General features: G+C 70.5%; 22 protein-coding genes and 1 tRNA gene. 13 read left to right on the plus strand and 10 right to left on the minus strand.

Annotated features, from left to right (window positions below; all coding sequences use genetic code 11):
- Positions 1-127: 127 nt before the first annotated feature.
- Both SD460_RS08995 and SD460_RS09000 read right to left on the minus strand, forming a co-directional pair.
- Positions 128-201, minus strand: a tRNA-Pro gene (locus tag SD460_RS08995).
- Between the two features lie 29 nt (positions 202-230).
- Positions 231-1,211: a metallophosphoesterase gene (locus SD460_RS09000; RefSeq protein ID WP_318306055.1), complete on the minus strand. Its 981-nt coding sequence runs from the start codon at positions 1,209-1,211 to the stop codon at positions 231-233.
- Between the two features lie 118 nt (positions 1,212-1,329).
- On the opposite strand from SD460_RS09000, the gene SD460_RS09005 reads away from it, so the two are divergent.
- The 4 genes from SD460_RS09005 (at position 1,330) to SD460_RS09020 (ending at position 8,452) form a co-directional block, all read left to right on the plus strand.
- Positions 1,330-3,156: a serine/threonine-protein kinase gene (locus SD460_RS09005; RefSeq protein ID WP_318306056.1), complete on the plus strand. Its 1,827-nt coding sequence runs from the start codon at positions 1,330-1,332 to the stop codon at positions 3,154-3,156.
- 270 nt (positions 3,157-3,426) lie between these two features.
- Positions 3,427-7,383: a golvesin C-terminal-like domain-containing protein gene (locus SD460_RS09010; protein ID WP_290052907.1), complete on the plus strand. Its 3,957-nt coding sequence runs from the start codon at positions 3,427-3,429 to the stop codon at positions 7,381-7,383.
- A gap of 25 nt (positions 7,384-7,408) precedes the next feature.
- Entirely contained in the window at positions 7,409-7,807 is a 399-nt protein-coding gene (locus SD460_RS09015; RefSeq protein WP_290052910.1) for a hypothetical protein, read from the plus strand.
- Between the two features lie 243 nt (positions 7,808-8,050).
- Positions 8,051-8,452: a hypothetical protein gene (locus tag SD460_RS09020; RefSeq protein WP_290052912.1), complete on the plus strand. Its 402-nt coding sequence runs from the start codon at positions 8,051-8,053 to the stop codon at positions 8,450-8,452.
- A gap of 57 nt (positions 8,453-8,509) precedes the next feature.
- Here the strand turns inward: SD460_RS09020 and SD460_RS09025 are convergent, their stop codons facing one another.
- Complete coding sequence (locus SD460_RS09025; RefSeq protein WP_290052913.1) at positions 8,510-10,684, minus strand: transglycosylase domain-containing protein; 2,175 nt, start codon at positions 10,682-10,684, stop codon at positions 8,510-8,512.
- Between the two features lie 343 nt (positions 10,685-11,027).
- Between SD460_RS09025 and SD460_RS09030 the strand changes: the two genes are divergently transcribed.
- Complete coding sequence (locus SD460_RS09030; RefSeq protein ID WP_125308331.1) at positions 11,028-11,324, plus strand: WhiB family transcriptional regulator; 297 nt, start codon at positions 11,028-11,030, stop codon at positions 11,322-11,324.
- A 42-nt stretch (positions 11,325-11,366) separates the two neighbouring features.
- On the opposite strand, the gene bagB is transcribed toward SD460_RS09030, so the two are convergent.
- The 3 genes from bagB to SD460_RS09045 are packed head-to-tail and all read right to left on the minus strand — an operon-like array spanning position 11,367 to position 13,750.
- Complete coding sequence (gene bagB / locus SD460_RS09035; protein WP_290052918.1) at positions 11,367-12,476, minus strand: ATPase BagB; 1,110 nt, start codon at positions 12,474-12,476, stop codon at positions 11,367-11,369.
- Entirely contained in the window at positions 12,473-13,480 is a 1,008-nt protein-coding gene (gene bagA / locus SD460_RS09040) for an ATPase BagA (protein ID WP_318306057.1), read from the minus strand. Before bagA ends, bagB begins: the two co-directional genes overlap by 4 nt.
- Positions 13,481-13,501: 21 nt before the next feature.
- On the minus strand, positions 13,502-13,750 hold the full coding sequence (locus SD460_RS09045; RefSeq protein ID WP_290052923.1) for a hypothetical protein: 249 nt from the start codon (positions 13,748-13,750) through the stop codon (positions 13,502-13,504).
- Positions 13,751-13,855: 105 nt separating this feature from the next.
- On the opposite strand from SD460_RS09045, the gene sp36 reads away from it, so the two are divergent.
- The 7 genes from sp36 to SD460_RS09080 all read left to right on the plus strand — a co-directional run bounded on the left by sp36 (position 13,856) and on the right by SD460_RS09080 (position 18,228).
- A complete protein-coding gene (gene sp36, locus SD460_RS09050) occupies positions 13,856-14,017 on the plus strand; it encodes a Sp36 family protein (RefSeq protein ID WP_086679227.1) in 162 nt (53 codons plus the stop codon).
- A gap of 5 nt (positions 14,018-14,022) precedes the next feature.
- Positions 14,023-14,478 carry a RidA family protein gene (locus tag SD460_RS09055; protein WP_247017280.1) on the plus strand — a complete coding sequence of 152 codons (456 nt, stop codon included), beginning with the start codon at positions 14,023-14,025 and terminating at the stop codon, positions 14,476-14,478.
- The gene (locus SD460_RS09060) at positions 14,478-15,104 is read left to right on the plus strand and encodes a hypothetical protein (RefSeq protein ID WP_086859607.1); all 627 of its coding nucleotides are present in this window, start codon (positions 14,478-14,480) and stop codon (positions 15,102-15,104) included. Before SD460_RS09055 ends, SD460_RS09060 begins: the two co-directional genes overlap by 1 nt.
- 36 nt (positions 15,105-15,140) lie before the next feature.
- Positions 15,141-16,283: a hypothetical protein gene (locus SD460_RS09065; protein ID WP_290052931.1), complete on the plus strand. Its 1,143-nt coding sequence runs from the start codon at positions 15,141-15,143 to the stop codon at positions 16,281-16,283.
- Positions 16,284-16,391: 108 nt separating this feature from the next.
- A complete protein-coding gene (locus tag SD460_RS09070; protein WP_290052934.1) occupies positions 16,392-17,210 on the plus strand; it encodes an NUDIX hydrolase in 819 nt (272 codons plus the stop codon).
- The gene (locus tag SD460_RS09075) at positions 17,207-17,977 is read left to right on the plus strand and encodes an MBL fold metallo-hydrolase (RefSeq protein WP_290052935.1); all 771 of its coding nucleotides are present in this window, start codon (positions 17,207-17,209) and stop codon (positions 17,975-17,977) included. Before SD460_RS09070 ends, SD460_RS09075 begins: the two co-directional genes overlap by 4 nt.
- Positions 17,974-18,228: a glutaredoxin family protein gene (locus SD460_RS09080; protein WP_290052938.1), complete on the plus strand. Its 255-nt coding sequence runs from the start codon at positions 17,974-17,976 to the stop codon at positions 18,226-18,228. The genes SD460_RS09075 and SD460_RS09080 overlap by 4 nt, the downstream gene beginning before the upstream one ends.
- Here the strand turns inward: SD460_RS09080 and SD460_RS09085 are convergent.
- Entirely contained in the window at positions 18,206-19,372 is a 1,167-nt protein-coding gene (locus tag SD460_RS09085; protein WP_318306058.1) for a carboxylesterase family protein, read from the minus strand. The genes SD460_RS09080 and SD460_RS09085 overlap by 23 nt on opposite strands.
- Positions 19,369-20,190, minus strand: a complete 822-nt coding sequence (locus SD460_RS09090) for a VOC family protein (RefSeq protein WP_290052942.1) — start codon at positions 20,188-20,190, stop codon at positions 19,369-19,371. The genes SD460_RS09085 and SD460_RS09090 overlap by 4 nt, the downstream gene beginning before the upstream one ends.
- 83 nt (positions 20,191-20,273) lie before the next feature.
- Between SD460_RS09090 and SD460_RS09095 the strand changes: the two genes are divergently transcribed.
- Complete coding sequence (locus SD460_RS09095) at positions 20,274-21,239, plus strand: Lrp/AsnC family transcriptional regulator (protein ID WP_290052944.1); 966 nt, start codon at positions 20,274-20,276, stop codon at positions 21,237-21,239.
- A gap of 179 nt (positions 21,240-21,418) precedes the next feature.
- On the opposite strand, the gene SD460_RS09100 is transcribed toward SD460_RS09095, so the two are convergent.
- A complete protein-coding gene (locus SD460_RS09100; protein WP_290052946.1) occupies positions 21,419-22,480 on the minus strand; it encodes a DNA polymerase III subunit beta in 1,062 nt (353 codons plus the stop codon).
- A gap of 70 nt (positions 22,481-22,550) precedes the next feature.
- Positions 22,551-23,816, minus strand: coding sequence for an MFS transporter (locus SD460_RS09105; RefSeq protein WP_290052948.1), 1,266 nt, complete (start codon positions 23,814-23,816; stop codon positions 22,551-22,553).
- Positions 23,817-24,132 lie beyond the last annotated feature (316 nt).

Genomic DNA, 24,132 nt, shown 5'->3' on the forward strand with positions numbered 1-24,132 from the left:
CGGGACGCGCCGGGGGTCCGGGGGCGAAGCCGCCCGGCGGGGTTTGGGGTTCGACCCCAAAAAAACACCGAGAGGGCCAGCGCGGTTGGCGTTTTCCGCCAACACACCGGCCCTCTCGGCGCTCTCGTCGGGGTGGCGGGATTCGAACCCACGACCTCCTCGACCCGAACGAGGCACGCTACCAAGCTGCGCCACACCCCGAGGTACTGCTTAACGGGTCGTGGAGAAGTCTAGCGGACGGTGTTTCGGGCTTTCCGCGGGGCCAGCTTTCGCGGTTTCGCGGGCTCCGAACCCCGCGGGACCAGCGTCAACAGGCTGGCCTCCGGCGGGCAGGCGAACCGGGCCGGCGCCCACGGCGACGTCCCCAGCCCGGCCGAGACGTGCAGCCACATGTGCGCGCCCCACCGCGAAGCGCCCCGCGCGCGGCTGCGATCCAGGTCACAGTTGGTGACGATGGCGCCGTACCCCGGGAGTCGCAGCTGGCCGCCGTGGGTGTGGCCCGCCAGCACGAGGTCGTAACCGTCCGTGGCGAACGTGTCGAGGACCCGCGGCTCCGGCGAGTGCGTCACGCCGATGCGGACGGCCGCGCCGCTGTCGGCCGGGCCCGCGATGTCGGGGTAGCGGTCGCGGCGCAGGTGCGGGTCGTCGACGCCGGCCGCGAACACCGCCTGCCCGCCGACGTCGATGGTGCGGCGGACGTGGGTCAAGTCGGTCCAGCCGTGCTCGACGAACGCCGCGCGCAGGTCGCGCCAGGGCAGCTGGACGCCGTGGATGCGCTTCTTCTTGCCCCGCGGCATCAGGTACCGGGCCGGGTTCTTCGGCTTGGGCGCGTAGTAGTCGTTGCTGCCGAAGACGAACAGGCCCGGCCGGTCGAGCAGCGGGCCCAGCGCGCGCAGCACGGACGGGACGGCCGTGGAGTGCGAGAGGTTGTCGCCGGTGTTGACGACGAGGTCCGGGTTCAGTTCGTCGAGCGCGGCGACCCAGCGCTGCTTGCTGCGGTGGCCCGGCAGCATGTGCAGGTCCGAGACGTGCAGGACGGTGAACGGCCGCGAGCCCGGCGCGAGCACCGGGAGCTCGGCGGTGCGCAGGGTCCAGTGGCGCCGTTCGATGCCGACGGCGTAACCGAGGGTCGCGACGCCTAGCGCCACCGTCCCCGCGGCGAGGCGCTTCGCGGTCGCCCCCGACGTGCTTGTGTTACTGAGCGTGCTCACGAGGTCCAGGATACGTGCTCAACAGTTGGATGACTTCGCCGCCGTTACGGGGAACCTGACCCTTAGCATTTGCGTCGGCCCGTAGAGAGGGTGACCAACCGGGGGGTTGGGGAGAACGATGGAGCAGTTCGGGCCGTACAAGATCGAAGGCCTGCTCGGCCGAGGGGGAATGGGCGAGGTCCACCGGGCCTACGACACCGCGCACGACCGCGTGGTCGCGCTGAAGCTGTTGTCCGACCCGTTCGTCGCGGACGAGGCCTTCCGCGCGCGGTTCCGCCGCGAGTCGCAGATCGTGGCGCGGCTGCGGGAGCCGCACGTGATCCCGATCCACGCCTACGGTGAGATCGACGGCCGCCTCTACCTCGACATGCGCCTGGTCGAAGGCAAGGACCTCAAGGAGCTGCTGGAAGCCGGGCCGCTCGAACCGGCCCGGGCCGCCGGGATCGTCGAGCAGGTCGCGGGCGCGCTCGACGCCGCCCACGAGGACGGCCTGGTGCACCGGGACGTCAAGCCGTCCAACGTGCTCGTCACGAGCGCCGACTTCGTGTACCTCGTGGACTTCGGCATCGCGCGGTCCATGACGGCGGAGGGGACGTCGATCACCGGCACCGGCAACGTGATCGGCACGCTCGACTACATGGCGCCGGAACGCTTCGGCGAGGCCCCGATCACCGGCCTGGTCGACGTCTACGCGCTCGCGTGCGTGTTCTTCGAGTGCGTCACCGGCCGCCGCCCGTTCCTGGGCGAGGGCGCGGCCGCGCAGATGGGCGCGCACCTGACCGCGCCGCCGCCGGCACCGTCGCAGGTGCGGCCGGGCCTGCCGCCCGCGCTGGACGCCGTGGTGGCGCACGGGATGGCGAAGAACCCGGCCGACCGCTACCCGACGGCGAGCGCGTTCGCCGAAGCCGTACGCGCGGCCGTGACGGCGCCGGCGCCGGCGATCCCGACGTGGCAAAAGACCCTGCCGGGCCCGGTGGCCCCGCCGCCCCAGACCCCGCCGCGGCCCACGCTGGCCGCGCCGCCGCCGACGTTCACCGGCCCGCCGTCAGGGGGTGTCCCGCGAGCGACCCCGACCGGGCCGTACCCGGGCCCGCCGACCCCGCCCGGCCAGCCCGCGATGAGCCCCCAGCAGGCGCCGATGACCGGGCCGTACCCCGGCCCGCCGACCGGCCCGCAGCCCGTGCGGTTCACCGGCCCGTCGGGCAAGGTCGCCCCGGCCGCGACCGGCCCGGCGAAGTCCCAGCGGAACCGGTGGATCGCGTTGTGCGCCGCGCTGGCCGGCGTCGTCGTGGTCGCGCTGGTGATCACCTACGTGGTCACCAAGGACAACGCGCAGACGGCCGGACCGGGCCCGCGCACGCCGACGACCGTCTACTCGACACCGCCGCCCTCGACGCCGGAGTCGACTCCCGAGACCGCACCGTCCACTTCGGAATCGAAGCCCGCACCCGACCAGAAGCTCTTCGACGCGCTTCCCGCCGTCTACAAGCAATACACGTGCGTGCCGGCCGCGGCGCCACCCGGAACGGCCGCGGCGGCCGAGTGCACGGACTCGAACGTCGGCGACGTCAAGATCGGCAACGTGGTGTTCCAGCAGCCGACCGGGGCGAGGTTCCTGCGCTTCCCGGACGCGGCGGCGATGGACGCGTTCTTCCAGGACATCGTGAAGACCCAGGGCCTCACCCGCAACGACGCCCAAGGCGCGTGCCGGCCGGACAAGTACCCGAAGATCTGGGGGACGTACTACCGCGCGGAGGTCCGGAACCCGGTCCCCGGAGAGTTCCTCACCTGCTTCCTCGGCGACCCGGCCCAGCTGGTGTGGACGGAGAAGAACACCCTGGTCGCGGGCATCCTGTTGTCCACCAAGGTGACGAACAACGACGAGCTCGACAAGCTCTACCAGTGGTGGAACACCGAGGTCCTCTCGGAGATGCCGCAGAGCTGAGCAATGGCCGCGCGAGCCGATCGGAGTATCACTGCTGGTCCGTACGCTGCTGCTCACTCTGACGGTCTATTGAACGTTGATCAATGAACTGGCTTAATACCACCGAGGAGGGGATCACGGACTGTCGATGTTCTTCGGTAGCCATTTACGGCATTCGAAACCGGCCTTCGGGCGCAGTTTTCCGTGCTCGATTCTTGCGGCTGATTATTCCAACGGATGCCATTCGGTCGCGCTCCCTCCTGGTTGGTGTATCTCGGCATAGGGGGATCAGTGAAACTCAGTCGCCCACGTTCGCCACGACTCAGATGGACGGCCGCGCTCGCGGTCGCGCTGTCGGTCACCGGTGCCGCCGCCGGGCCGGTCTCGGCCGCGCCGAACACGCCTGGCCCGGACGTCGACACCAAGGTCGTGGCCCCATCGAAGGTCGCCGCTCGCAGCGTTGCACCCAGCGAGCGGGCAGGCACGCTTGCCGCCGGCTGGGAACGTTCCACCGACCGGGCCTGGACGACCAGCGGTGACGCTGACGGCTTCCACCTCCTGGTCGCCGACGAAGCCAAGGCGTACGAGTGGCGGACGGTCGCCACACTCGCCGAGCCGGGCTTCGACACCGACATGTGGATCGGCAACATCTGCGTGACCGGGTCGGCCCACCGCGCGGTCGTCGCCTACGCGCCGCGCACGTTCACCAACAAGACCGAACTCTTCGACCGCGGCGCCTTCACCGCCGTGGTCGACCTCGACACCGGCTCGGTACGGAAGCTGCCGATCCGGACCAGCCTCGCCTATTTCAACCCGTCGTGCGGGGTCGGCGATACGGCCGTTCTCACCCAGGCCGGCGACGAAGACCTCGGGAAGACGAGGCTGCTGCGCTTGGACGCGGCCTCCGGCAAGATTGCCGCGCCGGTCGACGTCGCCGGACAGCTGACTTCGGCGGTGCCCACCGTGCACGGCCTGATCGGCGCGACTACCGACGCTCTCGTCCGCGTCACTGACCAGGGTGTCCTGCAACGGGTCGCGCCGGCCTCCGGCGTGCCCTACGCGCTGGCGGCCGACGCCGACGGCGGGGTCGTCTACCTCGACCACGACGGGACGGAGAACGTCAAGGCGCGGCGAGCCGTGATCGGCGGTGACGGTTCGGTGCGCACGCAGACGCTCGCCACCGGACGGCGGACCGCGCTGGGCGTGACTTCGGGTCGCGGCGGCCGCGTCTACGTGACCGGCGAGAAGAAGACGACCGGGGCGACGCTGCCCGCCGCCGTCTCGCTGCTCGACGTCACCAAGGACGCGACCGTATCCACCGAAGGCAGGCTGGCGGTAACCGACGTCGCCCGGCAGGGGGTGCCTGATCCGCGGGTGGCGCCGGCCGACCCCGAGGCCGCCCAAGCTGTGAACATCACCGCCACGGTGCTGACGAACCACAAGCAGATCACCCTTGCGGCCGAAACGGACGCCGCGCCCGCGGCCGGTCGGGAGAGCAGCCCCGGTGCCGGGGTGCCGGCTCGGGCGACCACCAACGGCAGCCCCACCGATCCGTCCGATCTGGACGACCGTTACTGCAGCGTGCCCCGCAACGACCCGCGGAACCAGGCGATGCAGCCGAAGCCGAGGCAGGTCGAATGGGCCGTCGACCAGGCACTCCACGGCGCCCTGACCGTCCAGCGACCGGCGAATTGGAAAAACCTCGGCATGCCGGCCTACACGCCTCAAGGCCTGTTCCCGAAGGTCGACCTGGCCGGTGGTGGGTTCGTGCCCGCGCAGGTCATGCTGGGCATCACGGCGCAGGAGTCGAACATGTGGCAGGCCGCGCGGTCCTCGGTACCGGGGACCACGGGCAATCCTCTGATCGGCAACTACTACGGGATCAACTACTACAACGGCACCGAGACCGACGACTGGACGATCGACTGGGCGAAGGCCGACTGCGGGTACGGCGTCACCCAGGTGACCGACCACATGCGACTGGCCGGCCGGGAGAAGGGGCCGGAGGACACCGCATGGCCGTATCAGACGCAGCGTGCCGTGGCGCTGGACTTCGCCGCCAACATCGCGGCGGGCGCCCAGATCCTCTCGAACAAATGGAATGAGGTCCGCGCCGCGAACCTGATCGTCAACAACGGGGACGTATCCCACCTCGAGAACTGGTTCTTCGCCATCTGGGCCTACAACTCCGGCTTCCACCCCGCGTCGGGTTCCGCGCCGTGGGGCCTCGGCTGGGGCAATAACCCCGCGAACCCGCGCTTCCCCGCCAGTAGGCAGCCGTTTCTCGAGACCACCTACGCCGACGCGGCACACCCGCAGGACTGGCCGTACCCGGAGAAGGTGCTGGGCTGGGCCGGGCACCCACCCAACCTGATCGAAACACCGGGCACGATGATCGCCGGGTTCCGGCCCTCGTGGTGGCTCAACGACAGTCTGCGGGCCTCGGTCAAGCCGCCGGTGAACCAGTTCTGCGACGCCAGCAACGACTGTCATCCGGGTGAGAAGAACCTGCCGGACTACGCCGGTACCGGCCCGGATGACCCGAACAACGTCGTCGGCGAGCCGGCCGGCCCGTGTGCGCACAAGACGGGCACGAAGTTCGACCTCAAGTGCTGGTACCACCAGTCCAACTCGTGGAAGGCGGACTGCAACTCGTCGTGCGGTTTCGAGGTGCTGCGGTTCGATCCCGGCTACGCCTACCAGGAAGACGCCGACAGCTACCCGCCGAACTGCAGCACGGCCGGCCTGCCGTCGAACGCGCTGATCATCGACGACGCCAACGGTGCACCCCCGGTGCGGAACAACTGCGCCCAGACCTGGACCAACGCGGGCACCTTCCAGCTCAGCTATTCCGACGACGGCACCGGGCACTACCCGGGGAAGGTCGACACCCACCAGTTCGGCGGCGGATTCGGCGGCCACTTCTACTTCAGCCACACTCGTAGGTTCGACGTCGAGGGCGGCAGGGTGAAGGCGACCGGAACCTGGTCACTTACGAACCCGCTGAACGCGTGGGCCAGACTGATGGTCCACCTGCCGGACGTCGGCGCGCAGACGCAGCAGGCGCGCTACGACATCAACCTCGGCGACGGGCAGAGCCGGCACCGGTACGTCAACCAGCAGATCCAGCGCAACGGCTGGGTGTCAGTCGGGGTGTACCCGTTCGCCGGGCGGCCGAGCGTCACGATGAGCTCGCAGACCGAGGACGGCACCGGCGACCTGGACGTTGCCTGGGACGCGATCGCGTTCCAGCCGTTGCCCGGTAAGCCGGTGAACATCGTCGCGGCGCTGGGTGACTCCTACTCGTCTGGGGAAGGCGCCGGCAACTACGCGAAGGAGAGCGACGCCAACCACGGCAACGCGGAGTGGAACGCCTGCCGCCGCAGCGCCAACGCCTGGCCACGCAAGATGGTGATCCCCGGCTCGGGCGGCGCGCTGGGCACGCTCGCGGACCAGTGGAACACGAACAACGAACTCGGGTTCGTCGCTTGTTCCGGGGCTTGGACGTGGAACGTCTCCGGGAGGTGGAACGGATCGGGGACGGTGCCGACATCCTGGCAACAGCCGGAGAAGTACGAGACGGGTGAGGGGCAGTTCCACGAGATCAACCAGGTCAAGTCCGGTGTTCTCACACCGGAGACAACCCTGGTGACCTTGTCCATCGGCGGTAACGACGAAGGCGCGTTCACGAGCGCCCTCACGGACTGCGCCGGCCTCGGCGACTGCGCCGATGACAGCGATTACCTGCCGAAGTACAAGACGATCTTCGATCGGACGAAGACGCGGATCGCCGACACCATCCGTGCGATCCACACCGAAGCTCCGAACGCGCGCATCGTGCTGGTGGCGTACCCGGAACCGCTCAGCCGTACGGTCAAGTGTGCCGGTTCTCTGTACTTCGACCTGACCGAGGCCCACGCGATCGCGGAGTTGACCGGCTACGTCCGGGACAAGGAAGCCGAGGTCGTCAACCAGCTGCGAGGCGAGGGCATCGCGATCGACTCGGCTGATCCGATCAACGATTTTGTCGGACACAGCGGGTGCGACGACCCCGAGTGGATCAACAAGATCGTCGTGGGCCCCAACGGGGAGGGCGACTTCCATGTCGGTGACAAGCCCTCACAGGCCTGCATCGCGGCCGCCGGAGCCTGTCTGAGCCGCGAGATGTTCCACCCTAATTCGGACGGTACGACGGGCTATGCTCACCTGATGGAGAAGCGGTTTGCCGAGATCCACTACCCGGGCTGATCCGGTGACCACGCCTCGACGGCCGATGAAACCGCTGCTGGTCGCGGCTCTCTGGCTGGGTTTCGCGGTCGTCGTGGGCGGGGTGGTCGGATTCCTGTACCTCTTCGCCGGAGTTTCGGATCGTTCGGAGCAGAGCGTGCAGGACCATCTCCCGGTGGTGCCCGGGGACGGTTCCGGGCCCGCGAAGATCGCGGGGCGGCTCGGCGGGCTGACCGAAGCCGAACGAGCCACCGACGACCCGATTCGCCGTGCGGTGCTGGCCGCCGGTGCGACGGCGTTGCGGATCGGGCGGGGTGAAGCCGGGATCACCGTGACTGTCCAGCTGAATCCGCAGGAGCCGGAACACATCTGCTACGCCTTCGCCGTGCCGCCATACGGTGCTTCGGTTCCGTACAGTCGTTTGCCCAGTTGTCCGAGTTCATGAATCCGTTGAGGCTCGGCCGGTTTCGTCAACCGGCCGAGCCTCCGGTTGCCAAATTCTGCGGCGCCGGAAGCTTGACTGAAAGCGTTGCCCGTGCGGCTTCCAGGCGGCGCATGGTGTGCGCTGGAGTTGAGGAACGTCAACGAGCGCGCTCAGCCGACGTCGAAGTTGGCTGGACACCGGCACGACCCGCGTTGCAAATCAAGCTGCCGACCGGCTCGGCTATCTGAAACGAGGAGTTGGATCATGCGCAAGCTCAAGCAAATTCTCGGAGTGGTGACGACGGCAGTTGTCGTACTGGTCGGCACCGGCGGGGTCGCGATGGCCTCGAACAATTCGGTGCAAAGCGTGACGTCGTGTCCTTCTTGGATGTTAAGCGCCTATACCGCGTGCGCGAACACGCTCACGTCAGTCAACCTGCGGGCCCGCGCGACTTCGCAGAGCGGCTACATCGTCACTATTCCCAACGGCTATCCCTTCGGGCTCGACTGCTGGACGACCGGGGAGACGATCAACGGCGACAACGTCTGGTACTACGGTCTCTACCAGCACGACGAGAACGCCGTACCGGTCTTCACCTACGGCTGGGTGACGGGTTATTGGCTGTCCACCGGGCACGATCCCGCGCCGCAGATCGCGCACTGCTGATCAGGAGCAACCGAGCGGGCCATGGCGATTCGTGCCGTGGCCCGCTCGATTTCGGGGCTAACGGGCCCCGCCGCCCATGTACTGCGGATCCGGTGGCGGTAGCTGCATCACTGGCTGGCTCGCGTCCATGATGTTCTTCATCGCGCCGAACCACGTCCGCGCCGGGGCCTTGCCACCGAAGATGTTTCCGGTGCCGCAGACCCGGACGTTGCCCGGACCCGCGTCGCAAATACCGCCCTGGCCGCCGCCGAACTTGAACGTCATCGCCGCTCCCGCCAGCTGCGGGGTGCCGCCGACGAACGTCGCCGAGACGTTGCCCTGGGTCGTGCCCGTCTTGCCGATGATCGGCCGGTTCCAGCCGACCGCGCTCGCCGCGGCCGCCGACGTACCGCCGGGCTGGTCGTCCTTGCTCATGCCGACGGCGAGGGTGTTCGCCAGACCTTCCGGTACCGCCTGCTCACACGGCGCTTCCTTGACCGGCACCGGCTGGCCGTTGCGGTCGCTCACCCCAGCGATCGGGGTCGGCGGGCACCAGACGCCGCCGGAGAGGATCGTCGCGGCGACGTTGCCGAGTTCCAGGCCGCTGAGCGGGCTGAAGCCCAGGGTGAACGCACCGAAGCCCGGCCAACCCGGCTTCGGGCCGTAGTACTCGGCCTGGGTCTGGCTCTTCTTGTCGTCGGTGGACTTGGGGTCGACCGGGCCGCCACCGATGTTGCTCGCCATCGTGTCGCGCATACCGAGCCGCTTGGCCATGTCGATCCCGGGTGCGGTGCTGCCGAGCCGGTCCTCCAGCTCCACGAACGCCGTGTTCGGCGAAGTCGCCAGCGCGGTCTGGAGGGTCGCACCCTCGGCGATCCGGCTGTAGTCGCCCGCGTTTCCGACGCAGTACCAGTTCGAGTTGGCGGGCGGACCGGTCTTCGGGCAGGTCTTCGCGCCACCTTGGAAGACGTGTGAGGTGTACGAGTCCGGCACCTGCACCGGCGAGTAGATACCCGCCACGCCCTTCTCGAGTGCCGCGGCCGAGGTGAAGATCTTGTACGTCGACCCCGCGCCGCCGGTGTTGTAGACGCCCGCGGGCAGCGCGTACGTCGTCTGGCCGGCGTCCGGGTCCTGGCCGTAGTCCCGGTTCGCGGCCAGCGCGACCACCTCGTGCCGGTTCTTCCCCGGTCTGATCAGCGACAGCGTGTTCGCGACGTACTTCTGGGTCTTGTCGACCTGCGCCTCCGCCGAGACCTTCGCCTCGTGGTTGGCGCGCTCGTCCAGCGTGCTCTTGATCGTGTAGCCGCCGGTGTAGAGCTGGTCCTTCGTCATCCCGGACTTGAGCAGGTAGTCCTCGACGTACTGGCAGAAGAACCCGGACTCCGGGCCGGCGCCGATGCAGTTGGCCGGCGGCTTCGCCGGGAAGTCCGGCACCACGCCCAGCGGCTCGCCCTTGAAGCGGTCGGCGTCGGCCTTCGCCAGCTTCTTGTTCTCCACCATCCGGTCGAGCACCAGGTTGCGGCGCGCGGTCGCCTTGTCCGCGTGCTTCCACGGGTCGTTGTTGATCGGGTTGTTCACCAGGCCGGCCAGCAGCGCGGCCTGCGGCACGGTCAGCTTCTCCGGCGTGGTGTTGAAGTACGCGTGCGCGGCGGCGCCGATGCCGTAGATCTGCCGGGAGAACTCGACGATGTTGAGGTAGCCGGCGAGGATCTGCTGCTTGCTCAGCTTCGTCTCGAGCTGGATCGCGATCCGCGCTTCCTTGAGCTTGCGGGCGATCGACTGCTCCTGGGCCTTCTTCTGGCCGACCGGGTCGGTCCGGTAGACGACGTTGATCAGGTAGTTCTTGACGTACTGCTGGGTCAGCGTCGAGGCGCCCTGGGTGTCCGCGCCGGTGCTGTTGCTGACGGCCGCGCGCAGCGTGCCCTGCCAGTCGACGCCGTGGTGGTCGTAGAACCGCTTGTCCTCGACCGAGACGAGCGCCCACTTCGTGGCTTCGTTGATCTGGTCCGGCGTGATCGGCAGCCGGTACTGGTCGTACAGGGTCGCGATCGGCTTGCCGGTGCTGTCGGTGACCGTCGTCACCAGCGGCGGCGGGATGTCGGCGAGATCGGACGACGTCTTCTCCACCGTCTCGCTCGCTTGGTTGGACATGACACCGGCCGCCCCCACGACCGGGAAGAGCATGCCGGCGACGAGCACCCCGGCGAGCAGGCAGAGGCCGATGAGCTTGAACAAACCATCCGCTTTTCGCACGAGGGCCAGGCTACCCGGAACGAGTCAGGCGACGGTGACGCCCTGTCTCCGCAAGTGTGAAATCAGTGACAAAACCGACCCCCTTCGGTGACATCTGGTAACGGAAGGCATTCTAGGTCTCGACGGGGGGAACCGAGGGCCCCTACAGTCCGTCAACGTCTCACGAAGACAAGCCGACGGATGGATCAACGCGAGTGGGAGCTCGCCTGCTCCGTTCGGCGGCACCGGCACCGGGGAGGTGCCCGGGAACCGACGTGAGCTGAGGGAGACACGCTCGCGGGGGCAGGGAGCGCAGTGCCTTTCCCCGCTGGTGCGTCGATCACCAGGGTAGGGAGCTGGGGGTATGGAAACCAACCAGTCGAGCTGGCGAATCAACGCGTCCTGCCGGGACGCCGATCCGGACGGCCTGTTCGTCCGGGGTGCCGAGCAGAACCGGGCCAAGGCCGTGTGCCTCGGCTGCCCGGTCCGCACGGAATGCCTCGCCGAAGCACTCGACGGCCGCATCAACTTCGGGGTCTGGGGTGGCATGACCGAACGGGAACGGCGGGCCTTGCTGCGCCGCCGCCCCGACGTGGAAAGCTGGGCTGACCTGCTGGAAGCGGCCAAGCGCGACGCACTCGAGCGAGTCGAAGTCGGCTGAGCGCTCGTGAGTGTTTAGTCGGGTTAGAACCCGACTAAACACTCACGAGGCGAGCTTCACGCCGATGTCGCGCAGGCCCGCCAGGTCGTGCACGTCACCGGCGAGCGCGGGCACCCGGGCCAGCGCCACCTCGGGGTGCGCCCGGGTGAACCGCGCGAGCAGCCGCTCTTCGCGCGCGGCCAGGTTGACGCGGTCCGCGTGCAGCCGCAGCACCGCCTCGGCCAAGGGGGCGTTCTGCAGGTTCTCGGCCGCCGCCAGCGCCTCGGCGCCGGACAGCGAAGCCAGCACCGGGTGCGTCCGGTTCGCGATCAGCCCGGCCAGCGGCATCGACTCCGCCGACAGCCGCTCGACGAAGTAGGACGCCTCGCGCAGCGCGTCCGGCTCCGGCGCGGCCACCACGAGGAACGACGTCCCGGACGAGCGCAGCAGCTCCGCCGTCTTGCGGGCGCGCTCGCGGAAGCCGCCGAACATGCTGTCGAAGGCCTGCATGAACGCCGAAGCGTCGGTCAGCAGCTGGCCGCCGATGATCGTCGACACCGCTTTCGCGAACATCGAGAACCCCGCGTTGACGACCTTGCGCAGGCCCCAGCCGCCGGCCTTCGCCGGGCCGGTCAGCAGCCGGATCATCCGTCCGTCCAAAGCGGACGACAGCCGGGTCGGCGCGTCCAGGAAGTCCAAAGCGGACCGGCTCGGCGGGGTGTCCACGATGATCAGGTCCCAGTCGCCGGTCGCCGCGAGCTGGCCCAGCTTCTCCATCGCCATGTACTCCTGCGTGCCGGAGAACGACGTGGAAATGGTCTGGTAGAAGGGGTTCTTCAGCAGTGCCTCGGCGCGTTCCGGGCCCGCGTGCACGCGCACCATGTCGTCGAACGTGCGGCGCATGTCGAGCATCATCGCCCACAGCTCGCCCTTGGGCTCGAACCCCTCGACCTGCACCTGCTTCGGGTGGTTGCCGAGTTCGCGCAAGCCGAGCGCCTGGGCCAGCCGCCGCGCGGGGTCGATGGTCAGCACCACCGTCTGGCGGCCGCGCTCGGCCGCGCGCAGCGCCAGCGCGGCCGCGGTCGTCGTCTTGCCGACGCCGCCGGAGCCGCAGCAGACGATCACGCGGCTTTCTTCGTCGTCGAGCAGCGCGTCGATGTCGATGTCGGTCACAACCGCACCCCCTGTTCGGTGAGGGCCTCGGCCAGGTCGTAGAGGGCCGCGACGTCGATGCCGTCGGTCAGGTCCGGCAGTTCGAGGGTGGGCAGGTCGGCCTCGGCGAGCTGCTCCCGCGCCCGCTGCTCGGCCGCGACCCGCACGGCGTGCTCGACGGTCTCGTCGACCAGCGCTTCGAGCGTCTCCTGCGGCAGCTTCAGCCCGGCCGACGCGAGCCCGTCGCGGACGCGGGAGGCGTCGACGCGGCCGTCCGCGGCGGCGGTCACCGAACGGGCGGGCAGCCGCGGCGGTCTGACCCGGTTGACCAGCACCGCGCCCGGGCGCAGGTCGGCGCCGTCCAGCTCGGCGACGGCCTCGACGGTCTCGCGGACCGGCATCTCCTCCAGCAGCGTGGCGAGGTGGATCACGGTCTCGCCGGAGTGCAGCAGCCGGACGACGCCCTCGGCCTGGCCGCGGATCGGGCCGGTCTTCGCGAGGTCGGTGAGGGCCTTGGTGACGTCGAGGAACTTGACGACCCGGCCGGTCGGCGGCGAGTCGACGACGACGGCGTCGTAGGTGTGCCGCCCGTCGGACTCGGTGCGCCCGACGCACTCCTTGATCTTCCCGGTGAGCAGGACGTCCCGCAGGCCCGGCGCGAGCGTGGTCGCGAACTCGATCGCGCCCATCCGCCGCAGCGTCCGGCCGGCGAAACCCAGGTTGTAGAACATCTCGAAGTACTCGAGCAGCGCGGCTTCGACGTCGATGTGCAGCGCGCGCAGCTCGCCCCCGCCGGGCACGGAGGCGATCCGCTGCTCGGCGTAGGGCAGCGGCTCGGTGTCGAAGAGCTGGGCGATGCCCTGGCGGCCCTCGACCTCGATGAGCAGCACGCGGCGGCCTTCGCGGGCGAGCGCGAGGCCGAGCGCGGCGGCCAGCGTCGTCTTGCCGGTCCCGCCCTTGCCGGTGACGAAGTGCAGCCGGGCGCGGGCAAGCTCGTCGGTCCAGCCGGCATGGGGAATGGTCACTTCTTCACCCTAAATCAGCCCTCAGCTGGCCAGCAGCATGACGCTGACCGCAGTGGCCACGGCCGCGACGAGCGCCCAGGCCACGGCGCCGGGCAGCACGGTGAGGGTGAGCACGCCCACCACGACCAGGAGCGTGAAGGTGATCACGCCGCCGATCGCGACCTGGCCCGAGCTCTGCGTCCGGTCGCGCACCTTCGCCATCACGACGAGCACCAGGGGGAGTCCGGCCGCCGCGAGCAGCGCCGTCGCGATCACGCGCCAGGTTTCCACGGGCCAACGCTAGCGACGTGAGATGGGCCACACGACGGCGCGTCGCGCGCCGTTTTCCGGCGGCGGCCCCCGGCGGTCTTGCCCGCTTGGTTACGCTCCCGATCCATGAGCGCCACCAAGTGGGAGTACGCGACCGTCCCTCTGCTGATCCACGCGACGAAGCAGATCCTCGACCAGTGGGGCGAGGACGGCTGGGAACTGGTCACCGTGCTGCCGAACCCGACGGGCGAGCAGCACGTCGCGTACCTCAAGCGTCCGAAGGGCTGATCCGCGTGAGCTGGAGCGAACGGCTGAAGGAACTCGGCATCGAGCTGCCCGGCGTGGCCGCTCCGCTGGCCGCCTACGTGCCCGCCGTCCAGAGCGGGAAGCACGTCTACACCTCGGGTCAGCTGCCCTTCGTCGACGGCGTGCTCGCCGCGACCGGCAAGGTCGGCGCCGAGATCAGCCCCGAAGAAGCGAAGGGGCACGCCCGCACGTCGGTGCTCAACGCGCTCGCGGCCGTGCACGCACTGGTCGGCATTGACAACGTCGCGAGGATCGTCAAGGTTGTCGGCTTCGTGGCTTCCGCGGAGGGCTTCACCGGCCAGCCCGCGGTCGTCAACGGCGCGTCCGAGCTGCTCGGCGAGGTCTTCGGCGACGCGGGCATCCACGCCCGCTCGGCCGTCGGCGTCGCGGAGCTCCCCATCGGCTCGCCGGTGGAGGTCGAACTGATCGTGGAGGTGCAGTGATGGACCCGGACATCGAGCAGTCCACGCACGAACTGCTGCTCCGGCTGGCCGGGCGGCTGCCCGACCAGCTGCTGTGGCGGTTCCGCGACTGGCTCGGCGAGGGTGCCATGGGCACGCTCGCCCGGACCCTGCCGAGGTCTTTGCTTAAGCACAGGATCGACCTCGACCAGACGGAGTACCGGCTGCTCGTGGCCGGTCTCATCCCGCACGGCGCGGACTGGCACCAGGTCAGTTCGACCCTGGGGGTAGACGACGTCACCGAGAACCGGTACACATTCACGTCGAGTGCGCCCGAATGGGTTAACTCGGTCGACTCCGTGTCCGTGTTGATCCACGCAACGTTGCGGGGACGCCCGGACGTGGGGGAAGTGCGGCAGAGCTGGCGACACGTCGGTGTGGTCGGGCAGGGGACCGCCAAGCGCGTCCTGCTGATCACCGCGCAGGCGGGTTTGCCGAGGTTGACCGGCGAGCTGCAGCGGGTGCTGCGGGTTTTGGGCGACGAAGAGCCCAGCGTCGAAGTCATTCCGCCGCGTTTCGACCTGCCGGGGTACCACCGGGCCGCGCTGGCCGACTCAGAGCTGGTCTGCGTGGGCGCGGTGGCGGGGAACCGGCTAGTAGCCGCATAACGCTCGCCCGCCAGCGAGCTGGGAGGGAGCAAGGCAATGGTGGAGGTCCACGACGGCCCGCCCATGGACGGGTTTTCGGTGCCCCTGCGCCTGCACAACCTGTTGCTGGCCCTGGCGGGCCGGATCGACGACAGCGCGCTCACCGAGGCGCGTGAGCTGATCGCCCGTGCCCACATCGACGAGGCGGTCGAGCTGACCACCGGCACGCTCATCGCGGGCCGGATCCCGGTCAGCTCCGCCGAACAGCGCGAGCTCGCGCTGGTGCTCGAGATGAGCCGCTCGGACGCGACGCTGGCGAACGACCTGCTGGTCGACGAGGCCGAGCCGGTCAGCACGCACCGGTTCAGCGGCGAGAACTCCCCGGAGTTCGGCATCGCCGAGGCGCTCGACCGGACGCTGCAGGTGCTGCCGGACGTCCGGTCGGTGCACGCGGTGTGGCGCAACACACCGGCCGGCAGCGTGCCGGGCGCGCTGCCGCAGCGCGTGGTGCTCGTCGAGCTGGGACCGGAGGGCAACCCGCCCGCCGTCGCGTTCCGCGTCGACACGGCGCTGCGCCGGGCCGGGATCCACTCGGTCGTCGAGGTCAGCGGTCCCGGGGTGGCGCACTCCGAGTACCACCAGGCCGCCTCGGCCGCCGCTTCGCCGGCCTGGGTGACCGGGGGTACGACGTCGCCCGCGTCTTCGTTTCGCCCCGAGCCGGTCGTCAAGCCGCCGGCCCCGGTGACGCCGGAGCCGGTCGCGGAGTCGGGCAGCAGGCACAGCATGCGCTCGAGCGGCACCACGACGGCGCCGGTCGAGCCGGTCGCCCCGGTGGTGCCGATCGTGTCGCCGCCCCCGCCCGCCCCGGAGCCGCCCCGCAAGGTGCGGTCCGAGCGGGCCGAGACGCGCGCGGAGCGCACCGCCGACCTGACGCCGGCGGAGGTCGCGCAGCTGCGGCAGGCGCTGGCCGAAGACCCGGAGAAGGGCCGCGAGATCGCCGCGGGCAAGCCGTCGATGCACGAAGTCGTCGAGCTGCCGGCACTGGACCTCGACGACCCGAGCCTGAGCGAGCGAGACCGGGCGCTGCTGCGTGAGCTGCACGCCGAACTGGCCGAGCGCGAGCGGGCCGAAGCAGCGAAGATGCGGCTCAACGGCGCTTCCCGCTCCGGCGGCGACCAGCGCGGCTGGACGGCCCCCTAGGCTTTGCGGCGCAAAGCGGCACTTTCCCTAGGAAAGTGCCGCTTTCGCTGTGTCCGGGATGCCACAACTGCGCGACGGAACGCCGGGTACCGGAGGTATGTTGCCGTGGTGGAGCAGCCAACGGAGTTTGTCTTCGACCTCCCCGTCGGTGCCGGGGTAGCCACCCGCGCCAACGCCGACGGGCCGCCTGTCGTCCCCAAGGACGCGGCCACCGTGATCCTGGTCCGGGACGGCGCCGACGGCGTCGAGGTCTTCCTGCAGCACCGGGTCAAGGGCATGCCGTTCGCCGGCGGGATGACCGTGTTCCCCGGCGGCGGGGTCGACCAGCGCGACGCCGACGCGTCGATCGCGTGGGCCGGCCCGGAGCCCTCCTGGTGGGCTTCGCGATTCGGTTGCGACGACGCCCTCGCGCGGGCGCTGACCTGCGCGGCGGTGCGCGAGACGTTCGAGGAGTCCGGCGTGCTGCTCGCGGGCAGCTCGGAGACCGTGCTCACCGACGTCGCGCCGTACGCCGCCGCGCGCCAGGCGCTGGAGACGCGGGAGGTGTCGCTGGCCGCGTTCCTCGCCGACGCGGGCCTGACGCTGCGAGCCGACCTGCTGCGCCCGTGGGCGCACTGGATCACGCCCGAGCAGGAACCGCGCCGCTACGACACCCGGTTCTACGTCGCGAAGCTGCCGGAGGGCCAGCAGGCCGACGGGGCGACGTCGGAGGCGGCGAGCTCCGGCTGGCAGCGTCCCGAGGAGGCGATCGCCGACGCGCGCGAAGGCCGCCGGATGCTGATGCCGCCGACGTGGCTCACGCTGAGCGAGCTCGCGAAGTTCGCGACCGCCGAAGACGTGCTGAACGCGCCGCGCGAGATCGTCCGGATCGCGCCGACGCTGGTCCGCGAGAACGACCACGTCCGCGTCGTGCTGGAGAAGCGATGAGCGCCCCCGCGTACGGCGTGCTGCGCCAGGTGACCGAGACGGCTTCGGTGCTGCTGGAGAACAACCCGTCGTCGATGACGCTCGAAGGCACCAACAGCTGGGTGCTGCGGGCGACGCCGGACACCCCGGCCGTCGTCGTCGACCCGGGCTACCGCGACCTCGAACACCTCGAGCTGCTGGCCGGCGTCGGCGCGGTCGAGCTCGTGCTCCTCACGCACTTCCACCCCGACCACGCCGAGGGCGCACCGTGGTTCGCCGAGCGCGTCGGGGCGCCGGTGCGGGCGTTCGGCCCGGCGCTGTGCGTCGGCGCGTCGTCCTTTGAGGACGGCGAGGAGATCTTGGCCGGCGGCCTTTCCTTGCGGGTCCTGCACACCCCCGGGCACACCGACGACTCGGTCTCGCTGGTGCTCGACGGCCAGGTGCTGACCGGCGACACCATCCTCGGCCGCGGCACCACGGTGCTGCACGACCTCGGCGACTACCTGCGCTCGCTGCGGAAGCTCATCGAGCTGCCGCCGGGCACGACCGGGCTGCCCGGGCACGGTCCGGAGCTGCCCGACCTGCCGGCTACCGCGCGTGAGTACCTCGCCCACCGGGAACAGCGGCTCGACCAGGTGCGTTCGGCCTTGAAGACGCTGGGGACGGACGCCACCCCGCGCCAGGTCGTCGAAGTCGTGTACGCCGACGTCGACCGGGCGCTGTGGGTGCCTGCGGAACTGAGCGTGCAGGCGCAGCTGGACTACTTGCGGTCGGAGGAACAGGGATGAGCAACGTCGAAGTCGAGTTCTACTGGCGCCCGGGGTGCGGGTTCTGCGCCGCACTGGACCGGCCGATGTCGAGGAGCGGCTTCAACATCCGCAAGATCAACATCTGGGAGGACCCGTCCGCGGCCGCGCGCGTGCGCGAGGTCGCGAACGGTAACGAGACGGTCCCGACCGTCATCGTCGGGTCGACGGCCATGGTCAACCCCTCCTTCGCCGAAGTCGAGGCCGCGGTCAAGGCAGCTTCGGCGGCCTGATGTGGGCGGGCCGCGTTCCGTGGAGGAAGGCGGCCCACACTTCGCGCAGCCGGGTATCTGCTTCGAGGCCTTTCGGGGCGCCTTCGAGCATCGGCGCGGCCCAGACGTCGTGGGTGCCGAAGAGGAACGGGATGTCGACGCAGTGGCAGGCGCCGAACCGGTTGCCGGGCGCCTGCCAGTCGAAGCGGTAGGTGACGGCGTCCAGCTTCTTCGCCAGCCGATCGCTGGTGAAGAAGCTGTTCGCGGCCTCGATGGTTTCTTGCGGAGCGTCGGGGACGAAGGCGCGCAGCTCTTCCCGCGTCCAGCTGATCAGCGCGGGCCCGGGTGGGGCGGCCTCGATCAGGTCGGCGGCGACGAGGTCGTCGTCGGCGACCAGCTGGAACGGCGGCTCGATCGAGCCCGGCTTGCCCGGTACGGCGAGCTGCGCGGCCAGCAGCCGCTCGACCGGGACCGTCCGGATGTCGCTGCTGCCCAACGCTTCGAGTAGTTTTTCGGTGGCCGCCGCGGCTTCGTCTCTTGTGGACGGTCGCATGCCGAGCGGCGCGCTCTGCAACGCGATCCGCTTGATCAGGCCGTTCGCGCGGGGCGACGACCACAGGGCGAGCGCCGACTGCGCGCCGGCCGACTGCCCGCCGAGGGTGAGGTCGGCCGGGTTCCCGCCGAACGCGGCGATGTTGTCCCGCACCCATTCCAGCGCGGCGAGCTGGTCGGCGAGCCCGAGGTTCGGCGGAATCCCGTCGGCGCTCAGGAAGCCGAGGGCGCCGAGGCGGTAGTTGAGCGTCACGACGACGACGTCGGCCTCGCGGGCCAGGCGCGTGCCGGTGTACCAGACCTGGCCGCCCGAACCGCTGGAGAACCCGCCGCCGTGGATCCACACCAGCACCGGCCGGCTCCCGGCGGTCGACGGCGTGAAGACGTTGAGCGACAAGCAGTCTTCGCTCTGCGGCAGGGGCATCGGCCCGAGCGCGTGCTCCAGGCGCGACGGCGGTTGCGGTGCGGCAGGCCCGGGTTCGAGCGCGTCTTTCACCCCGCTCCACGGCTTCGGCAGCGTCGGCGCTTCGAAGCGTTTCGCGGTGGCGTAAGGGATTCCCTTGAACGCGCCTCGGTCGCCGCGAACCCGTCCGGTGGTGGTTTCGACGATCATCGTGCCTCCTCGAAGTACAGCGCGGCGCCACCCGCGTCCTCGGCGCGGACGAAGAACCCGCCGGCCCGCGTGGTGGCGGGGACGTGCTCCTCGACCAGTTTCCGCGCCTTCGCGAGGTCCGCGACGACCACGCCGTGCGCGGCGAAGAAGGGGAGTTCTTTCGGGATCTCGCCAGGCAGGACGGCGTCGAGATCGCTCACCCCGACGACGTCGACCAGCTGGTTCGCGTCGGTGATCACGGCGTAGCGGTCCCGGTACGCGCCGACCTCGTCGTCGGGCACGACCAGCAGGATCCCGGCGACGCCGCGCGCGCCGTTCGGGTGCCCGAGGTAACGCGGCTGGTGGACGTACTCCGGGGTGAGGTGCTCGGCGGTGTGCAGGATGCCCTCGGGCGTGCGGTCCCGTCTGATGTGGACACTGCGGAAGCGCGCGGTGCGGGTGCCTTCGGGCAGCTCGACGTCCCGCTGCAGCTTCAGTACACCCGAGTTCGAAAGCCCGGCTTCGCGGAGTCTGCGTTCGGCTGCCTCGGAGTCGTCGACGCCGAAGGAGCAGCCGTGCAGGCCGTCGCCGCGAGCGTCGAGGATGGGCAGGACGCGCCACGGATCGCCGGCGGCTTCGTCGACGACGCCGATCAGTTCGAGGAACGAGTCCCCGAAGTAGGCGCAGCGGTTCGCGGTGCAGCTCGGCACGAGCTCGCCGTCACCGGTGCGGGAGGCGAAGTGCCGCGACGGCGGGCTGAGCGTGAAGCCGAGTTCTTCGTAGCGCCGCCAGGTTTCGGCGTACTGCCTGGTCAGGAAGACGGTGTGGTCGATGTGCATGCTCCGAGCTTCGTCTTTCGGTGGCCTTTTCTCCGTTCACCGCGAGTTTGTGCCCGAAATCCGACACAGCTTAGGCTCAAGTGGTGGAATCCGGCCTCCTCGACGCCCTCGACCGGCGGCTGGCGCACGCGCTGCAGCTGGACGGCCGGGCATCGTTCAGCACGATCGCATCGGTGCTGGGCGTCTCGGACCAAACGGTGGCCCGGCGCTACCGGAAGCTGCGCTCGTCCGGGGTGCTGCGGGTGGTTGGCGTCCCGGAGGCGGCGCCGCTGGGCCAGGTCCACTGGCTGGTCCGCCTCGGCTGCGTCCCGGACGCGGCGGCCGCGATCGCCGCCGCGCTGGCCCGCCGCGACGACACACAGTGGGTCAGCCTGATGTCCGGCGGCACGGAGATCGTGTGCTTCATCCGGACGCCCCTGCGCGAGGAAACGGACGGCCTCCTGCTGGGCCGGCTGCCGAAGACGCCCCGGGTGGTGTCGATGACGGCGTACCGCCTGCTGCGCCGGTTCGCGGGCGGCCCGGCGGGCTGGCCGGGACGGTCGAACGCGCTGTCGGCCGCGGAAGTCGCCGCGCTACGCCGCCCACCCCCGTCGGAGGCCTACCGTCCGGAGTCCGGCGACCCGGCCCTCCTGGCGGCCTTGGCCCACGACGGCCGCGCCGACATGTCGACATTGGCCGCGGCCTCGGGCCGCTCGGAGTCGACGGTCCGCCGTCGTCTGGAGGCCCTCCGCACGTCGGGCGCGCTGTACTTCGACGTCGAGGTGGACGCGGCCCTGCTGGGCTACCCCCTGACGGCGACGCTCTGGCTGACGGTGGCCCCGTCGGCCCTGGAGTCGGCAGGCCAGGCGTTGGCTTCGCATCCGCAGGTCGCCTTCGCGGCGGCGACCACGGGCCCGGCGAACCTGGTGGCCAACGTCGGCTGCCGCGACGACGCGGCGCTGTATTCGTACCTCGCCGACGACCTGGGTGGGCTGCCCGGGGTGCGCCAGGTGGAGACGGCCCCGATGATCAGGACGTTGAAGCGCTTCGGCACCTTGACGCCCCTGTAGCACCGGCCGCTGCTCAGGCGACTCGACGAGCGCGCGATCGACTTCGTGCTGGGCGCTCGGCCGCTCGTCGCCGAACCTTCGGGAGGCCTATCGCCAGCGCTTCGGGAGCGCCGCGCTGACCGTCGGGCAGTTCACCGCCGGGCCGGCGGCGGACGTCGTCCTCCGGGATCTCGCCGGGATCATCGGCTGAGCATCGGCATCAAGTAGTACGTCAGTTCCACCTCCCCCGGCTCCGCCGCCCGCAGGACGCACGCCCGCATTCCCGGCTGGATGGACAGCTCCACCCGCTCCCCGCCGAACGCCTGCAGTGCGTCGAGCAGGTAGCGCGCCTGGAACGACGGGGATGTCCGGCCGCCGCGGACGTCCGCCTTCAGGGTTTCCTCCGCTTCGCCCGTGTCCTGGCGGGCGCTCGCCAGGCGGACCTGGGCGTCGCCCACCTCCAGGGTCAGGACCCGGCGGTCCTCCGCGTACACGCCCACGCGGCGGATGGCCGCCGCCAGTGTGTCCGCCGGTAACGACACCGTCGTGTCGACCGAGCCCGAGTGGATCGAGTCCTCGGACAGGAAGCCCGCGTCCAGCACCGCCGTGGCGACCAGGCCGCCGGGCCAGCTCACGCCGAAGCGGCCCGGGCCGACGTGCAGACCCACCCTCCCGCGGGACTGGCGGGCCGCCTCCGCCAGCAGGGCCGCCGGGACCAGGACGTCCAGCTCACCGGGGGAGAGCAGGGGCAGGCGCGCCACCGCCATCCGGTAGCGGTCGGACGCCGTCAGCGTCAGCCGGTCGCCCGCCGCCTGGAGGCGGACGCCGGTGAACAGCGGGAGGGGGTCGTCCTTCGCCGCCGTGCCCGCGACGATCCGCAACGCCGAGGCGAACGCCGCACCGTCCACTTCGGACACTTGGGCGGGCGGGCCGCCGTCCGCCTCGGTGGCCGGGAGGAGAGGGAGCGCGAAGCGGGCGTTGTCCAGCCGCAGGGCCAGGCGGCTGCCTTCGACGACCAGGCGCACCAGCTCGGCGTCGAGCACCTTCAGCGTCTCCACCAGCGGCGCGGCCGGGACGACGACCGAACCGTCGGTGTGCGTGGTCGCCGGGCAGTCGAACCGGACGGTGAGATCCGGATCGCTGCCGTCGACCGTCAACCCGCTCGCGCCGGCCCGCAGCCGCAGCCCGGCGCGGGCAGGCAGCAGGCGCGAAGCAGCGGAGACGGCCGCCGAGAGGCGGTGGGCAGGAGCGGTGACGTCCATGCCCGCCAAGCTAGCGACCACCACCGACAAAAACCGCGCCGCAAGCCGCTGACCTACGCAGACGCCGAGGTCAGTGGCCGGCGCCGACCAACGCGGGCGAGGTGGCCGTCGCCGGCTGGGCGACCGGGCGGACCGTTCCGCGCAGGAGCCAGACCGCCGCCGCGAGCACCACCCCGGCCACGCTCGCCGCCAGGAACGCCGGGCCCGGGCCCGCGTGCTCGACGATGTAGCCGCTGATCGACTGGCCGCCGGCCAGCCCCAGCGTGACCGCCGTCAGCACCCAGCCGAACGCTTCGGCCGCGGTGCCGGACGGGGCGACCAGCTCGATCGCCGCCGAGTGCGCCGTCGACTGCGGTGTGATCAGCGCGCCCGCGAGCAGCATCATCAGGGCCAGCCCCCACAGCGAGGACGGCCAGGCGAGCAGCGCCACCAGTGCACCGAAGCCGCCGAGCAGCGCCGGCAGGCGCAGGCCCAGCTTCCGCGGCCACGGGCGCAGGCTGTACGCGACGCCGAACGCGACCGAGCTCAGCGACCACGCCGACAGCAGCAACCCGCCGAACGAGGGAGCACCGGCCTCGGTGGCCGACGCCGGCACGGCGACCTCGACGAACCCGATCACCACGCCGAAGCCGAGCGCGGCGAGCGCCAGCGTCCGCATGCCCGGGCTCGCCAGCGCGCCCAGCAGGGAGCCGGACGAAGCCGGCGAAGGCCCCCAGGCCCGCACCGCGGGGCTCAGCGCGAACAGCACCGCGCCGGTGAACTGCAGCGCGACGCCCAGCACCAGGCCGGTTCCCGCCCACGGCGCCAGCACCAGCAGCCCGGCGACACCGGGGCCGAGGATGAAGAAGACCTCCATGCTGATCGCCTCGTAGGAGAACGCCGCGTTGCGCGCGCCACCCGGCGGGAGCAGTCGTGTCCACAGTGCCCGCGACGCCGACCCGACCATCGGTTCCGACAGCCCGGTGACCGCGCCCAGTGCGACGAGCACGGGCGTCGCCGCATGCGACTCGATCGCCGTCACGAGCGCCGTCATCGCGAGCGCCGACAGCAGCGCGACGACGAGCAGCGGCCGTGTCGGCCCGAACCGGTCGATCAGCTTGCCCTGCACGACGGCGCCGATCGACACCCCGACGAGTGAACCGGCCGAGACGAGCCCGGCAGCGGCGAAGGAACCGGTCTCGCGCTGGACGTAGAGCAGGGCCGAGATGCCGATCATGGCGATCGGCAGGCGGGCGAGCACGGACGCGACGGCGGGCCGCCGGGCCGCGCGGGTCGTCAGCGCGGTGCGGTAGTCGGCGAGGGACGTACGGCTTTCGTGGGAGGCAGACTGGGACACGCGTACCAGTATGGCGCAGAGTGGTACGTGAGTACCAGTTATTTACGGGTCAGCTGCGTCACCAGGTCTCGATCGGGTAACAGTCGAGATATTCTCCGTGGACTCCTGCAACGAAACGACCCTGACCGCGTCCTTGAGAGTGAATGGCCTTGAATTCGTGGGTATGGGCCGTGATGGTTGAACAACAGCACAGAACCCAGCTCCCTCCGGCATATGGGTCGGGGCCTGGTCCGGAGGGCGGGGAGCGCGGATCGTCGGGGGATGGTCCGCGCGACAAACGAAGAGCCGGTGCGCCACGTCGGGGGTGGCGCCCGGC

This window comes from Amycolatopsis solani, from assembly GCF_033441515.1.
GTDB lineage: Bacteria > Actinomycetota > Actinomycetes > Mycobacteriales > Pseudonocardiaceae > Amycolatopsis > Amycolatopsis solani.